The 14,731-nt window shown below is 68.7% G+C and carries 11 protein-coding genes; 3 read left to right on the forward strand and 8 right to left on the reverse strand.

All coding sequences use genetic code 11. From position 1 onward, the window contains the following. Positions 1–2 precede the first annotated feature (2 nt). The 5 genes from minE to AC099J_RS04575 form a co-directional block, all read right to left on the reverse strand. The gene (gene minE / locus AC099J_RS04555; RefSeq protein WP_479614030.1) at positions 3–263 is read right to left on the reverse strand and encodes a cell division topological specificity factor MinE; all 261 of its coding nucleotides are present in this window, start codon (positions 261–263) and stop codon (positions 3–5) included. Positions 264–268: 5 nt separating this feature from the next. After that, positions 269–1,081: a septum site-determining protein MinD gene (gene minD / locus AC099J_RS04560; RefSeq protein WP_479614031.1), complete on the reverse strand. Its 813-nt coding sequence runs from the start codon at positions 1,079–1,081 to the stop codon at positions 269–271. A gap of 16 nt (positions 1,082–1,097) precedes the next feature. Then, positions 1,098–1,844, reverse strand: coding sequence for a septum site-determining protein MinC (gene minC / locus AC099J_RS04565; RefSeq protein WP_479614032.1), 747 nt, complete (start codon positions 1,842–1,844; stop codon positions 1,098–1,100). A gap of 96 nt (positions 1,845–1,940) precedes the next feature. Next, positions 1,941–4,523, reverse strand: a complete 2,583-nt coding sequence (gene cphA, locus AC099J_RS04570) for a cyanophycin synthetase (RefSeq protein ID WP_479614033.1) — start codon at positions 4,521–4,523, stop codon at positions 1,941–1,943. A 41-nt stretch (positions 4,524–4,564) separates the two neighbouring features. Continuing rightward, complete coding sequence (locus tag AC099J_RS04575) at positions 4,565–6,793, reverse strand: cyanophycin synthetase (protein WP_479614034.1); 2,229 nt, start codon at positions 6,791–6,793, stop codon at positions 4,565–4,567. Positions 6,794–6,897: 104 nt separating this feature from the next. On the opposite strand from AC099J_RS04575, the gene AC099J_RS04580 reads away from it, so the two are divergent. From AC099J_RS04580 to AC099J_RS04590, 3 genes are all read left to right on the forward strand, one after another. Then, positions 6,898–9,213, forward strand: coding sequence for a cyanophycin metabolism-associated ABC transporter (locus tag AC099J_RS04580; RefSeq protein ID WP_479614035.1), 2,316 nt, complete (start codon positions 6,898–6,900; stop codon positions 9,211–9,213). Further along, on the forward strand, positions 9,213–9,680 hold the full coding sequence (locus tag AC099J_RS04585) for a cyanophycin metabolism-associated DUF1854 family protein (protein ID WP_479614036.1): 468 nt from the start codon (positions 9,213–9,215) through the stop codon (positions 9,678–9,680). The genes AC099J_RS04580 and AC099J_RS04585 overlap by 1 nt, the downstream gene beginning before the upstream one ends. A 250-nt stretch (positions 9,681–9,930) precedes the next feature. Next, positions 9,931–10,500 (forward strand): hypothetical protein, encoded by a 570-nt coding sequence (locus AC099J_RS04590; RefSeq protein WP_479614037.1) that lies wholly within the window; start codon positions 9,931–9,933, stop codon positions 10,498–10,500. Positions 10,501–10,541: 41 nt separating this feature from the next. Here the strand turns inward: AC099J_RS04590 and AC099J_RS04595 are convergent, their stop codons facing one another. The 3 genes from AC099J_RS04595 to gspF form a co-directional block, all read right to left on the reverse strand. Further along, positions 10,542–12,344: an ABC transporter ATP-binding protein/permease gene (locus tag AC099J_RS04595; protein ID WP_479614038.1), complete on the reverse strand. Its 1,803-nt coding sequence runs from the start codon at positions 12,342–12,344 to the stop codon at positions 10,542–10,544. Positions 12,345–12,413: 69 nt separating this feature from the next. Then, a complete protein-coding gene (locus AC099J_RS04600; protein ID WP_479614039.1) occupies positions 12,414–13,319 on the reverse strand; it encodes a 5'-nucleotidase in 906 nt (301 codons plus the stop codon). 4 nt (positions 13,320–13,323) lie between these two features. Further along, positions 13,324–14,559, reverse strand: a complete 1,236-nt coding sequence (gene gspF / locus AC099J_RS04605) for a type II secretion system inner membrane protein GspF (RefSeq protein WP_479614040.1) — start codon at positions 14,557–14,559, stop codon at positions 13,324–13,326. Between the last annotated feature and the right edge of the window lie 172 nt (positions 14,560–14,731).

Consider the following 14,731-nt stretch of genomic DNA (forward strand, 5'->3'; position numbering starts at 1 on the left):
TTTCAGCGGGCTTCGGGCAGTTCGATCTTGACCTCGAGCACGTCCAGGGTGTCCTGGCGCTCCAGGTTGACCTTGATGTGCTCGGGATTGATGGCCACGTACTTGGAGATGACGGCGATCAGCTCGCGTTGCAGCGCGGGCAGATAGTCGGGCCGGATGGCGCTGCGACCGGTGCGCTCGTGCGCCAGGATGATCTGCAGGCGCTCCTTGGCGACACTGGCCGTCTTCTTCTTCTCGCCGAGCAGGAAAGACAGAAACGACATGGGCCTTACCTCCCGAACAGGCGCTTGAAGAAGCCGGGCTTCTGGGCGTCGACGAAGCGCATCGGCTTGTCTTCGCCCAGGAAGCGGGCCACCACGTCCTTGTAAGCCTCGGCCACGTCGGTATCCTTGCCGTGGATCGCCGGCACGCCCTGGTTGGACGCCTGCAGCACGGCTTCGGACTCCGGGATCACGCCGATCAGCGGAATGCGCAGGATGTCCTGAATGTCTTCCAGCGACAGCATGTGGCCGTCGGCCACGCGGCCCGGGTTGTAGCGCGTGATCAGCAGGTGTTCCTTGATCGGCTCCAGGCCTTCGATGGCGCGCTTGGTCTTGGAGCCCAGCATGCCCAGGATGCGGTCGGAGTCGCGCACCGAGGACACCTCGGGGTTGGTCACCACCAGCGCCGCATCGGCGAAGTGCATGGCCATCAGCGCACCGGTCTCGATGCCGGCCGGCGAGTCGCAAACGATGTAGTCGAAACCCATGTCGGACAGGTCTTTCAGCACGCGTTCGACGCCGTCCTGCGTCAGCGCGTCCTTGTCGCGCGTCTGCGAGGCCGCCAGCACGAACAGGTTGTCACACTGCTTGTCCTTGATCAGCGCCTGGTGCAGGTTGGCCTCGTTGTGGATCACGTTGATCAGGTCGTAGACCACGCGGCGCTCGCAGCCCATGATCAGGTCGAGATTGCGCAGGCCGACGTCGAAATCGATGACGGCGGTCTTGAAGCCCTTGAGCGCCAGGCCGGAGGCGAAGCTGGCGCTGGTGGTGGTCTTGCCCACTCCTCCCTTGCCGGAGGTGACCACGACGATCTTGCTCATGGGGTACAGGTCCTTTTCATTGAAGCGGTTCCAGCACCAGGCTCTCGCCGGACAACCGCACCTGGGCGGTCTTGCCCAGGATGTCGGCAGGCATTGGAACTTCGCTGGTGCGGTAGATGCCGGCGATGGAGACGAGTTGCGCCTCCATGCAGGTGGTGAAGATGCGGGCGTCGGTGTTGCCGCGCGCGCCGGCCAGTGCCCGGCCCCGCAGCGGCGCGTAGACGTGGATGTTGCCGTCGGCAATGATCTCGGCGCCGAAGTTGACGACCGACAGGACGATCAGATCGGCGCCGCGCGCGTAGATCTGCTGTCCCGAGCGCAGCGGCCGGTCGATCACCATGGTGCCGCTGGCGGCCAGCGCCGCCGGGGCTGGCACGGGCGCCGCGGCCGGTGGCGGTGCATCGGGCGCCGGCACGGCGACGGCCGACTGGGAAATGTCGGGCAAGTCCATCAGACCGGCGGCGGCCGCCCCCTCGCGGTGCTGCGGGCTGCCGCCGTGGATGCCGATCGGCCGCAGCCGGTAGTGGCGCAGCAGGGTCTGCAGCACGGTGAAGCTGATGGGGGTCGGGTCCTGCGCGATGTGCGAGAGCACGACGACTGCCGGGTCCTGGTCGAAGAAATCGGGGGTCTCGCCGAAACGGGCCTGCAGCTCCTGGGACAGCGTCGCGAGATTGGAGGTCTTGAGCACCACCGAGATCAGCGGCAGGCTGGCGCTCTTGAAGTCGAAGCTGGCACGTGCGTGCCCTGCGGGTGCAGCGGACATGGAGGGCGGTTTCGACAAAGCGCGGATTCTAGAACGTGTTGGCGGTCCACACGTTGCGCGCCGCGCTGTGCCGCATGCCAACCGGTGGCAAGCGCCTCAGGCGGCGACGGCGCGGGACTCCTGTACGCAGCGCGCCAGATGGGCCAGGGCTTCCTCGACCTGGTCGACCAGCACCAGGCACAGGTCGCCCGGCTGCAGCTGCGCCAGCGCCGTGTCGATGGCGTTGAACTCGCCCTGGATCTCCTGCACGTCGTGGGCGCGGCGGGCGCTCTTGAGGCCCTGGCGCAGCAGCGCCACGACCTCGCCGTCGGCGCGGCCACGCTGGCAGGCATCTTGGTACAGGATGATCTGGTCGAATGCGTCACCCAGGATGGCGGTCTGCTCGCGGATGTCCTCGTCGCGCCGGTCGCCCGCGCCGCTGATGACCGCCATGCGCCGGCGCGCTGGCATGGCGTCCACCGCCGCCACCAGGGCGCGCATGGCATCCGGGTTGTGGCCGTAGTCGGCAATCACCGTGGCGCCCCGGTAGTCCATCACGTTGAAGCGGCCGGGCGCGTTGTCGGCGTCGTTGGCAAAACTGGCCAGGCCGCGGCGCACCGCGTCCCAGGACAGGCCGGCCGCCCAGGCCGCCGCCACCGAGGCCATGGCGTTCTCGACCTGAAAGCCGATGGTGCCGCCGCGCGTGATCGGAATGTCGCGCAGCGCGATCTGCTCGCGCCAGGAGCCCACGGCCGCGACGATGTGCTCGCCGTCGACGTGCACCGTGCGTCGGCCCTGGGCGCGGTGCGTGGCCATGACCGGGTGGTGGCGGTCGGCGGCAAAGAAGATCACCTGCCCGGGGCAGGTGGCGGCCATCGCGGCCACGTTGGCATCGGCCGCGTTGAGCACGGCGAAGCCCTTGGTGGCCACGTTCTGCACGATCACGCGCTTGAGCACGGCCAGGTCTTCGACCGTGGTGATGTAGTTCAGACCCAGGTGGTCGCCAGCGCCGATGTTGGTCACCACCGCGACCTGGCACAGGTCGTACCCCAGGCCTTCGCGCAGCATGCCGCCGCGGGCGGTCTCGAACACGGCGGCGTCCACGTCCGGGTGCATCAGCACATTGCGCGCGCTTTTGGGGCCGCTGCAGTCGCCGCTGTCGATCTGGCGGCCTTCCACATACACGCCGTCGGTGTTGGTCATGCCCACACGCAGGCCGGCGCTGGTCATCAGGTGCGCGATCAGCCGCGTGGTGGTGGTCTTGCCGTTGGTGCCGGTGACGGCCACCACGGGGATGCGGCCGTCCTCGCCCGGGCCGTACAGCGTGTCGACGATGGCCTGGCCCACGTTGCGTGGCTTGCCGAACGAGGGCGACAGGTGCATGCGCAGGCCTGGCGCGGCGTTCACTTCGACGATGCCGCCGTGCTGCTGCTCCAGCGGCTTGAGCACGGTTTCGCAGACCAGGTCGACGCCGCAGATGTCCAGGCCCACCATCTGCGCGGCCGCGATGGCGTGCGCGGCAATCGCCGGGTGCACGTCGTCCGTCACGTCGGTGGCGGTGCCGCCGGTGGACAGGTTCGCGTTGTTGCGCAGGATGGCGCGCTGGCCGTTGGCGGGCACGGAATCCGGCTCCAGCCCCTGCACCTTCAGGCGCGCGATGGCGATGTCGTCGAAGCGGATCTTCGTCAGCGCCGTGGCGTGGCCATCGCCGCGCCGCGGGTCGGCGTTGACGATGTCCACCAGCTGGCGCACGGTGTGCACCCCGTCGCCCGTCACCTGCGGCGGGTCGCGGCGCGAGGCGGCGATCAAGCGGTCGCCCACCACCAGCAGCCGGAAATCGCTGCCCGGCAGGTACTTTTCGACCAGTACGTCGCCGTATTCGCGGGCCACCGCGAAGGCCCCGGTCAGGTGGGCGCGGTCGACGATGTTCACCGTCACGCCCTTGCCCTGGTTGCCGTCCTGCGGCTTGACGACCACGGGCAGGCCGATCCTCTCGGCCACGGCCCAGGCCTCGTCGGCGCTGGCCACGGGTTGGCCCAGCGGCACCGGCACGCCGGCTGCGTGCAGCAGCTTCTTGGTCAAGTCCTTGTCTTGCGCGATCGATTCGGACACGGCGCTGGTCGCGTCCAGCTCGGCGGCCTGGATGCGGCGCTGTCCGGCGCCCCAGCCGAATTGCACCAGGCTGCCGCGCGTCAGGCGACGATACGGAATGCCACGCGCCACGGCGGCGTCGACGATGCAGCCCGTGCTGGGCCCCAGGCGTTCGCTTTCATCGAGCTCGCGCAGCTCGGCGATGGCGGCCTCCACGTCGAACGGCAAGCCCTGCAGCGTGGTCTGGATCAGCGACTCGGCCAGCACCAGTGCGCGGCGGCCGACGGCTTCCTCGCTGTAGCCAACCACCACCTGGTAGACGCCGGGCTCCAGCGTGGCGGCGGTGCGGCTGAAGGTGACCGGGCAGCCGGCCTGGCCCTGCAGGGCCAGGGCCGCTGTCTCCAGGACGTGGGCCAGTGCGACGGGGCCCGTATTGGGGCCAGAGCGCAGCGTGCCGATGGCCGGGAAGCGCACGCGCACGGCGATCTCGAAGCCGGGCAGGTCGACGATGGAGCGTTCCGGCGGCGCGCAGGACACGATGGCTTCCAATGCGGTGTGCCGGCTCCACAGATTGGGGCCGCGCAATGCGCGCACGCGGGAGATATGCATGGTGTTGTCCTGTGCTTGCACGAATTGGTGAGGCGTGTCCATCAGCGTGCCGCCAGCGATTTGGCGCTGCGGTTGGTCGATTCGGGGTCGAGTTCGAAGGTCTTCAGGCCGGCGGAAATCAGGTCGGGCGAGATCTGCAGCGCCCAGGCTGCGGCGACGGCCGCCAGGACGCTGCACTGCAGCTTGTCGTCGCGCTGGTGCTTGCCGCGGCGCGCCGTCAGCTGCGAGATGCCCGAGACCGGGGTCACGGTGCCGCCCCGCAGCAGTGCCAGCTGGCCCTGCTGCAGCACCACGGCGCGGCCACCGGCGGCGCGGTGCGCCTCGATGGCCGGCAGGCTGGCCTCCTTGCCATACAGGATGACCTGACCATCGCACAGCGAGGCCAGCGCGGCCACGCGCGCGTCCGCCGCGTTCAGCACCGCCATGCCCTCTGGCAGCACGACGTCGACCTGGGTGCGCAGCACGCGTGCCAGCTGGTCGCTGTCACGGATGTCGAACGCAGCCAGCGTGTCTGCGCCGCCCAGATCGGTGACGATCCCGACCAGGCAGCGGTCGTAGGCCAGGCCGTCGGCCAGGATGGAGGCGGGGCCGTTCTCGATCACGGCGGCTTGCATGGCGCGGTTGATGAGCAGCCGGTGGCCCGGCTCCCAGCCAGCGCAGTCGCCGGCCTCGACGCGGCGGCTGTCCAGAAACAGGCCGTCGCGGCAGGCCAGGCCCACGCGCCGGCCGCTCAGGTGCAGCAGCCAGGCGACCAGCCGGGCCACGGTGTTCGTGCCGTGGGTGCCGGCCACCCCCACCAGCGGAATGCGGCCGACCTCACCATCGGCGAACAGGTGGTCGACGATGGCCTGGCCCACGGGGCGGGGAGCGCCTTCGGCCGGTTTCAGGTGCATCAGCAGGCCCGGCCCGGCGTTGACCTCGACGATGGCGCCGCCCTGCGCCTGCAGCGGCTTGGCGATGTCTTCGGCCACCAGGTCGACGCCGGCGATGTCCAGCCCGACCACGCGGGCCGCCAGCGAGGCCGCGTGCGCAACCTCGGGGTGCACGTCGTCCGTGCAGTCGATTGCCACGTTGCCGCTGCGCTGCACCAGCACGCGGCGGCCGGCGGCTGGCACGGCGCTGGCCGACAGGCCCTGGCGCTCCAGCACCAGCTGCATGACCTTGTCCTGCTCGACGCGGATGGTTTCCAGCGGGAACTCCTCGGCGTCGCCACGGCGCGGGTCGCTGTTGAGCTGGCGCTCGATCAGCTCGGCCACGGTGGCCGTGCCATCGCCCTGGACCGACAGGCTCGCGCCGCGCGCGGCCGCCACCAGCTTGCCGCCGACGATCAGCAGCCGGTGCTCGTCGCCGCGGATGTAGCGCTCCACCATGACTTCGCTGCCTTCGGCGTCGGCGACGCCGTAGGCTTTTTCGATGTCCGCCTGCTCGGACAGGTCCAGGCTGACGCCGCGGCCGTGGTTGGCGTCCGACGGCTTCACCGCCACCGGCAGGCCGATGTCCTGCGCCGCTTCCCAGGCTGCCTGCGGGCTGTCCACCACCTGGCCCTCGGGCACCGGCACGCCGCAGGAGGCCAGCAGGCTCTTGGTCAAGTCCTTGTCGTGGGCGATGCCCTCGGCGATGGCGCTGGTGCGGTCGGTCTCGGCCGTCCAGATGCGGCGCTGGCGCGCGCCGTAGCCCAGCTGCACCAGGTTGCCGTCGTTCAGACGGATGTGCGGGATGCCGCGATCGGCCGCAGCCGCCACGATGCAGGCGGTGCTGGGGCCCAGGTAGCAGTCGTCGACCTTGGCCCGCACCTGGGCCACGGCCACCGGCACGGCAAACGGCTGGTCGTTGATCGCCGCCATCAGCAGCCGGTGGGCGCAGGCCAGGGCCGTGCGCGCCACCTGCTCGTCACGGGCCCGGAACACCATGCGGTAGACCCCGTGTTGCGAGGTGCTGCGGGTCTGGCCGAAGCCAGTGGGCATGCCCGCAAGGTTCAGCAGCTCGATGACCACGTGTTCCAGCACATGGCCGGCCCAGGTACCTTCGACCAGGCGCTGCAGGAAGCCGCCGCGCTCGCCGACGCCGCAGTGGTGCTCCACCAGGGCCGGCAGCATGCCGACCAGGCGCTCCGTGAAACCCGGCAAGCGGTGCGACGGAAAGTCTTCCAGTTCACCCAGGTCGAGCCAGACTTCCAGCGCGGGTCGGTAGGTCCAGATGTTGGGGCCGCGCAGGTAGTTGATGCGCAGCAGCTGGATGTCGGCCTTGTCGGCCTGGATGGTTGTCGTCATGTTTGATTGGGGCGACGTTGAGGATGGCTGCCGGCCCCAGGCGCCGCCTGGCGGTTCGATGGGCCTTGGACGTGGGCGAGAATGCCCCGCCTCTCAGGTTCAACATGCATCATCCACATCGAGTCGTGTTCTCCAGCGACAGTTCTTCGGCCTTGCATCGCGCACTTTCAGCGCAGATGGCAGGCGGTGAAAACGTAACAGCGACGGTGGCGGTTGACCTCGACAACGAGATGAACTTCGCCAGCAGCCTGCTGGTACTGACCGACCGGCGGCTGATCGACATCATGCCGGCGGCCCCCGGCGCCGAGCCGCTGGTGCGCAGCTGGGCACTGGTGCCGGCCCTGACGCTCCGCCATTTCGACCATGCCGGCGTCGGCACGCTGGAACTGCACGACGGGCGCGAGCGCCTGGCCCTGTGGCGCTACACGCTGGCTGTCGATCCGCAGGCCGTGCGGCTGTTGCGCCTGTTCGAGCAGCGCGGCCAGCCGGCCGACCCGACGCTGGACGCAAGCCTGTGTCCGACCTGCCAGTCCCCGTTGCCGGAGAACAGCGAAACCTGCAGCGTTTGCCTTCGTGAGCTTCATACGCCTCCATCAACGTGGGTGCTGCTCAGGCTGTGGAGGTTCGCCAATCCATATCGTATGCAGTTGTTGCTGGGCTTTGTGCTGACGCTGGCCGCCACGGCCGCCACGTTGGTGCCGCCATACCTGACGATTCCGCTCATGGACGATGTGTTGATCCCGTTCCAGAACGGGCAGCAGATCGAGACGTCTGTTGTGCTTGGTTACCTGTCTGGCCTGTTGGCGGCGGCCGTGCTGGGCTGGGGGCTGAACTGGTGGCGCACCTATTTGCTGGCGTTGGTGTCCGAACGCATCGGCGCTGACCTGCGCACCGCCACCTTCGACCATCTGCTGGGACTGTCGCTGGACTATTACGGCGGCAAGCGCACCGGCGACCTGATGACGCGCATCGGATCGGAGACCGACCGCATCTGCGTCTTCCTGTCGCTGCATGCGCTCGATTTCGCGACCGACGTGCTGATGATCGTCATGACGGCGGCCGTGCTGTTCTCCATCCACCCTGGGCTGGCACTGGTCACGCTGGTGCCGCTGCCCTTCATCGGCTGGATGATCCACTTCGTGCGCGACCGGCTGCGCACGGGTTTCGAGAAGATCGACCGCGTCTGGTCCGAGGTCACCAGCGTGCTGGCCGACACCATTCCCGGCATCCGGGTGGTCAAGGCTTTCGCCCAGGAGCGGCGCGAGGGCGACCGCTTTCGGGAGGCCAACCAACGCAACCTGGAAGTCAACGACCGGCTGAACAAGACCTGGTCGTTGTTCACGCCCACGGTGTCGCTGCTGACCGAGATCGGCTTGCTCGTGGTCTGGGCGTTCGGCATCTGGCTGGTGTCGCGCCAAGAGGTCACGGTCGGCGTGCTGACCGCGTTCCTGGCCTACATCGGCCGCTTCTACACGCGGCTCGACTCCATGAGCCGCATCGTCTCGGTGACCCAAAAAGCGGCGGCTGGCGCCAAGCGCATCTTCGACATCCTGGACCACCGGTCCACCGTGCCCGAGCCGGTCGACCCGCTGCCGGCGCCGCTGCAGGGCGGCCTGCAGGGCCGGCTGGAGATGGCCGGCATCGGCTTTCGCTACGGCAACCGCGCGGTCATCCGCAACCTGGACCTGACCATCCAACCCGGCGAGATGATCGGCCTGGTCGGCCACAGTGGGTCGGGCAAGAGCACGTTGGTCAACCTGATCTGCCGGTTCTACGACGTGACCGATGGCTCCATCCGGCTGGACGGCGCCGACATCCGCCGCTACCGCGTGGCCGACTACCGGCGCCACATCGGCCTGGTGCTGCAGGAACCCTTTTTGTTCTTCGGCACCATCGCCGAGAACATCGCCTACGGGCGGCCCGAGGCCAGCCGAGCCGACATCGTGGCTGCGGCCCGTGCTGCCCATGCACACGAGTTCATCCTGCGCCTGGCCCAGGGCTACGACTCGCTGGTCGGCGAGCGCGGCCAGAGCCTGTCGGGCGGTGAACGCCAGCGCATCTCGATTGCCCGTGCGCTGCTGATCGACCCCCGGATCCTGATCCTGGACGAGGCGACGTCCGCCGTGGACACCGAGACCGAGAAGGAAATCCAGAAGGCGCTGGACAACCTGGTTCAGGGCCGCACGACGATCGCCATCGCGCACCGTTTGTCCACACTGCGCAAGGCCGATCGGCTGGTGGTGATGGACCGCGGGAGCGTGGTGGAGGTCGGGCCCCACGACGAGCTGATGGCGCGCCAGGGTGCCTACTGGCGCCTGTACGAGGCGCAGGTGCGCCGGGTCGACGCTGACGGCGACGAGGAGGCCGAGAGCGCGGTGCCGCCGCCCACCCACCCGGCCCATCCTGCGGGAGGCACGTAATGACCGAAAACTTCGAGTTGCGTCGCAACGCGCTGGGGCAGCTGGTCCTGGTTCTGCCGCAGGGCACTGTGCACAGCGCCGTGGTGCCGGTGCGCGCCTTCCCGCTGGGCGCGCCGGACGAAGGACTGTCCATCCTCAGCGCCGAGGGTCGGGAACTGGCCTGGGTGCCACGGCTGGATGCATTGCCAGCCCCGGCGCGGGCGCTGGTCGACGAGGAACTGGCCGTGCGCGAGTTCGTGCCGGAGATCCTGCGCCTGTCGGCCGTGTCGACCTTCTCTACGCCCAGCATCTGGTCGGTCGAAACCAACCGCGGGGCCACCCAGTTCATCCTGAAAAGTGAAGAGGACATCCGGCGACTGAGCCGCTCTACCCTGCTGATCGCCAGTGGCCAGGGCGTGCATTTCTTAGTGCGCGACCGCAACGCGCTGGACCGGGTTTCGCGCAAATTGCTCGACCGCTTCCTCTAAACGCGGGCGGCTGCAAACTTTTTCGCGCTATTTTCTGAAATGGGGCTTCATTTCCCTCCAGTTCTGCCGTTAACCAGAAGCGAGGCCTGGAAAAACCGTCCGGGCCACCCTTCTTCCCTTGGTGGACGCCATGCAATTGCCCCCTGTTGATCGAACTGCGAACGGCCCGAGTTTCGGCGCTGATCTGCAGTCGACCGCTGGCGGCGCACCTGTCGGCACGGCGCCCCGCGCCACCCGTACGGAGACCAGGGTGCTGCAAGAGACCGCTGCGCAGCAGCCCGAGCCGTCGGTACGGGTGGAACTCTCGGCGCAAGCCGATGCGCTGATCCGCAGTGGGCGCATGCGCGCTGAGGAGGATGCACGCGTGGTCGCCGGGGCCAGCGTGCTCGCGGCCGCAGGCGGGCCGCGCCCGGCCGGTGCGAGCTTGGGTGTAGATCCGCAGGCCACGGGTTTGCAAGCTCTGGGGGCGGCGGCATCGCCCACGGCGCAGTCCGAGGCCGCGAAGAAGGCCGAAACACCGGAGGCTCTGGCCAAGTTCCTGTCGACCGGCCAGACTCCAGGTCCGGACGAGGCGACGGCCACCAAGGAATCGCCGAAAGACTGGACCGAAAAGCCCAAGGTCGAGGAAGAAAAGCCGCCCGAGCCGCCCAAGGAGCCGATCTCCAAGAAGCTGCTCGAGTTTCTGCAATCGCTGTGGCGCGCCGGCGGCAATGCCATCGACGTGGCGCAGAACGGCAACCTGGCGCTCAATCCGAACAAGGAAGCCGACGGCCCGCTGACCTACTCGGACCCAACGGCCAAGAAGACCACCGGTCTTTGAAGTCCGGCCCGGCATCGCTGGGCCGACACCCCTCTGAACGATCAGTCCAACGCCCGCGCCTGCAGCTGGAAACGCGCGCCCGGGCCCGAGGCCAATCCGACGTCAGCCTGCGGCACCAGTTCCCAGACCTGCTGATGAAAACCGGCCACGGCCGGCCGGTGGGCGATCGACAGCATCGCGCCCTGCGTGCGCTCCACCTGGGCAACCAGCCGGGCGTAGAGCGTCTGCTCGGCGGCTTCGTCCAGCGCGCTCGTGGCTTCGTCGGCAAAGATCCATCGGGGTTGCTTGAGCAGCACCCGCGCAATCGACAGGCGCTGCTGCTCGCCACCAGAGAGCTTCTGGCTCCAGGCGTCGTGGTCGTCCAGCCGGTCTTGCAGGTGCGGCAATAGCGCATCGCGCAAGGCTGCACGCAGCGCGTCGTCGCTGTAGCCGATGGCCGGGTGCGGGTAGGCCAGGGCGTCACGCAGCGCGCCATCGGGAAAGTAGGGGCGCTGGGGAATGAACATCGCATCGGTCGGCTGTACCACCTGGCCCTGCGCGTAGGGCCAGATGCCGGCAAAGGCGCGGAACAGGGTCGACTTGCCGCTGCCCGAGGGGCCCTTGACCAGAATGCGGTCGCCGGCGCCAGCGCGCAGCGTCAGCCCGGACAACAAGGTTGTGCCGTTCGGCAGGCCCAGCGTCAGGTCGTCGGCGGCCAGGTCACCGTCCCGGCGCACATGTTGGCGCTGCTGCGCTGCCGTCTGCTGCGCATGCGCGACCAGGCTGGCCTCGAAACCGGTCAAGCGGTCGGTCGTTGCACGCCAGACGGCCAACTGCTGGTAGTTGTCCACGAACCAGGCCAGCGAATCCTGCACGCGGCCGAATGCAGAGGAAATCTGCATCAGCTCGCCCAGCTGGATTGCGCCGCTGAAGAACCGGGGCGCCGCCACCAGGAACGGGAAAATCACCGCCGCCTGGCCGAAGAAGCTGCTGAACCAGATCAGCCGCTTTTGCGCCTTCAGCAGTGCAAGGTAGTTGGTGAGCACGCGCGAGAAGCGCAGGTCCAGCTGCTGGCGCTCCACCTGCTCGCCACGGTCCAGCGCGATCGCTTCGCTGTATTCACGCACCCGCACCATGTGGTGGCGAAAGTCGGCCTCGTAGCGCTGTTGCTGAAAGTTCAAGCCGATCTGCGGGCGGCCCACATAGTGCGTGATCACGCTGCCGGCGAGGCAGTACAGCACCGCCATCCAGACCATGAAGCCGGGAATCTCGACCCGCGTGCCGAAGACGTCGAACGCGAACGCCCCAGACAGCCCCCACAGGATGCCGACGAAGCTGACCAGCGTGACGACCGAGCTCAGCAGCCCCATGGACAGGGTGATGGTGTAGCTGGTGAACAGGTTCAGGTCTTCCTGGATGCGTTGGTCCGGGTTGTCGGGTGTGGCCTGGGCGGTCTGCCCCGGCACTGCGCCATAGCGCGCAAGCTCCAGCTGGTAGAAGGCGTGGTTGGATGTCCACCGCTTCAGGTAGTGGTCCGTCATCCAGGCGCGCCAGCGCATCTCCAGCAACTGCGTCAGGTAGAAGCGGTACACGGCCAGGATGATCAGCGCGAAGGCGATCAGCGTGAATTGGCCCAGCTGCTGCCAGAACACGGCCTGGTCACGCTTTTCCAGGGCGTCGTAGAACACGCGGTACCACTCGTTAAACAGCACCAGCAAGTAAACGCCGCCCAGGTTCAGCGCCACGATGCCCGCCAGCAGGCCGCGTGCCCGCCATTTCTCCTCGGACTGGAAGTAGGGCAGCGACAGCGCCCAGATCTTGCGCGCCTGCAGGCGCGTGTCGCGGAATCGTTCTTGGAGTGTCATCGTGGGCGCGAACGGTGGTCAGGTCCGGCCCATGCTAGCGGCTGCGGCGCCGCGGGGCTTAGCCGGCGCTTAAGTGGGTGGCCGGTTGGCCACGCCGTGGTGCACGTGCCCTGAAGGCACATGCCGCGCGGCCGAGCGCACGTGGGTGGTCTGGTCGTCGAAGAAAAAATCGGGCTCGAATTCGCGTAGGAACTCGCCCTTGGCCAGACCGCCAAGAAACATGGCTTCATCGACCGCGATGTTCCAGTTCATCAGCGTGCGGATCGCGCGCTCGTGCGCCGGCGCGCTGCGCGCCGTGACCAGCGCGGTGCGGATGCGCATGCGCGGCGTGGCCGCCTGCTGCAACCGATGCAGCGCGGCCAGCAGCGGCTTGAACGGCCCGTCGGGTAGAGGCAGGGCGGCCTTGTCGGTCTCGTGCAGCTGGAATGCGTCCAGCCCCTGCGCCTGGAACACGCGCTCGGCCTCGTCGGAGAACAGCACCGCGTCGCCGTCGAAGGCGATGCGCACTTCATCGGGATGGTTGGCGCCGGCTTGGGCCGATTCCGTCAGCACGCGCGCGGCCGGAAAGCCCTGGGCCAGCGCCTCGCGCACGTCGGCTTCGTTGGCCGACAGGAACAGGTGGGCGCGCAGCGGCCGCAGGTAGCCGAACGGATCGCGACCCTGTGTGAACACGCCGCGTTCGAGCTTGATGCCGGCCTCGCGCACCGAGCGGAAGATGCGCATGCCGCTGACCGGGTCGTTGCGCGAGAGCATGACGACCTCGACCTGCTGCACGCCGCCATCGTTGAACGCCAGCAGCTTGCGCACCAGCGGAAAGGCCACGCCCGGGGCGGCCGGCACGTCCAGCCGGTCCAGCTGCAACTGCATGTAGGCCTTGGCGTCGCCGGCATCGAACAACCGGTTTTCTTCTTCCAGGTTGAACAGCGCGCGCGAGGAGATCGCCACCACCAGCTTGTCGTCGAGCGTCATCGCCATGGGGTCACCTCGCGAATTGGTTGAGCTGGATGATGGGCAGCAGCACGGCCAGCACGATCAGCATGACGACCAGGCCCATGGCCACGATCAGCAGCGGCTCCAGGATGGTGGCCAGCGCCATGGCGCGGCGTTGCACCTCGGCGCCGATCTGCTTGGCGGCGCGCTGCAGCATCACCGGCAACTGGCCGGTCTGCTCGCCCAGCCGCGCGAACATGGCGACCAGACCGGGAAAGCGCTTCTTCTGCGCCAGCGCGGAGGCCAGCGGGGCGCCCTCGCGCACCAGCACCAGCGCGTCCATGGCATCGGCGCGCATGGAGCGGTTGTTCAGCGTCTCGGCTGCCGCCTGCAGCGCGCGCAGGATGGGCACGCCGGCGGCCGCCAGCATGGCCAGCGTGCTGGTGAAGCGCGCGGCGTTGTAGCCGGCCGCCAGCCGGCCGATCAGCGGCAGCCGCAGCACCATGGCGTCGAAGCGCTCGCGCACGCCTTCGTTGCGCAGCGCCAGCCGCAGCCCCAAGCCGCCGAGCACCAGCGCCAGCAGCACCCACAGGCCGTGGTTGCGCACCAGGTCGCTGATGGCCAGCATGGCCACCGTCAAAAAGGGCAGGGCGCGCTTGGTGCCGGCGAACACGTTAGCCACTTGGGGGACCACATAGCCAACCAGGAACATCACGATGACGATGGCCACCAGCGTGACGATCGCCGGGTACAGCGCGGCGCCGATCAGGCGCGATTTCAGTTCCTGCTGGGCCTCCAGGTCGTCGGCCAGGCGCTCCAGCACGAGGCCCAGGTGGCCGCTCTGCTCACCGGCGCCGATGACGGCGGTGTAGATGGGGCTGAACTCACGTGGATGCTGCGACAGCGCCTTGGCGAAAGGCGAGCCGGCATTCACCTCGGAGCGCAGCCCGGCCAGCAGATCGCGCTGGCGTTCGTCCTGGGCTTCGTCGGTCAGCGCCGTCAGCGCGCGTTCCAGCGGCAGGCCGGCAGAGACGAGTCCGGCCAGTTGCCGCGTCCACACCGACAGCCCGGTGCTGCCGAACACACGGCCGGTGAACAGCGCACGCGAGCGTGGCCGGCCCGGCCCATCGGCCGCCACATTGCCGGCCCCCACGGCTTCGACGCTGAGCGGCACGAGTGACTGCGCCCGCAGCATGCTGCGGGCGGCGCGCGCGGTGTCAGCCTCCAGCACGCCCTTGCGGGACGCGCCTTCGGCATCGACGGCTTCGAAGGAATAGGCGGGCATGGCGGAGGGGTCAGCGCCGCCCGGCCGCCAGCAGGCGCTGACGCGCCCCCTCGGGGGGCAGCGATACGCGAAGCGATGAGCGTGGGGGGTTCATGCAGTGAGCGCCCGGCCGCCCGAAGCCACTGCGCGCCCCCTCGGGGGCAGCGATACGCGAAGCGATGAGCGTGGGGGG

The organism is Rhodoferax sp. RT4P68 (genome assembly GCF_056521305.1).

Excerpts from the sequence above, each read along its gene's own strand:
- minE (WP_479614030.1), bottom strand. The coding sequence starts at position 263 with ATGTCGTTTCTGTCTTTCCTGCTCGGCGAGAAGAAGAAGACGGCCAGT.
- minD (WP_479614031.1), bottom strand. The coding sequence starts at position 1,081 with ATGAGCAAGATCGTCGTGGTCACCTCCGGCAAGGGAGGAGTGGGCAAG.
- minC (WP_479614032.1), bottom strand. The coding sequence starts at position 1,844 with ATGTCCGCTGCACCCGCAGGGCACGCACGTGCCAGCTTCGACTTCAAG.
- cphA (WP_479614033.1), bottom strand. The coding sequence starts at position 4,523 with ATGCATATCTCCCGCGTGCGCGCATTGCGCGGCCCCAATCTGTGGAGC.
- AC099J_RS04575 (WP_479614034.1), bottom strand. The coding sequence starts at position 6,793 with ATGACGACAACCATCCAGGCCGACAAGGCCGACATCCAGCTGCTGCGC.
- AC099J_RS04580 (WP_479614035.1), top strand. The coding sequence starts at position 6,898 with ATGCATCATCCACATCGAGTCGTGTTCTCCAGCGACAGTTCTTCGGCC.
- AC099J_RS04585 (WP_479614036.1), top strand. The coding sequence starts at position 9,213 with ATGACCGAAAACTTCGAGTTGCGTCGCAACGCGCTGGGGCAGCTGGTC.
- AC099J_RS04595 (WP_479614038.1), bottom strand. The coding sequence starts at position 12,344 with ATGACACTCCAAGAACGATTCCGCGACACGCGCCTGCAGGCGCGCAAG.
- AC099J_RS04600 (WP_479614039.1), bottom strand. The coding sequence starts at position 13,319 with ATGGCGATGACGCTCGACGACAAGCTGGTGGTGGCGATCTCCTCGCGC.
- gspF (WP_479614040.1), bottom strand. The coding sequence starts at position 14,559 with ATGCCCGCCTATTCCTTCGAAGCCGTCGATGCCGAAGGCGCGTCCCGC.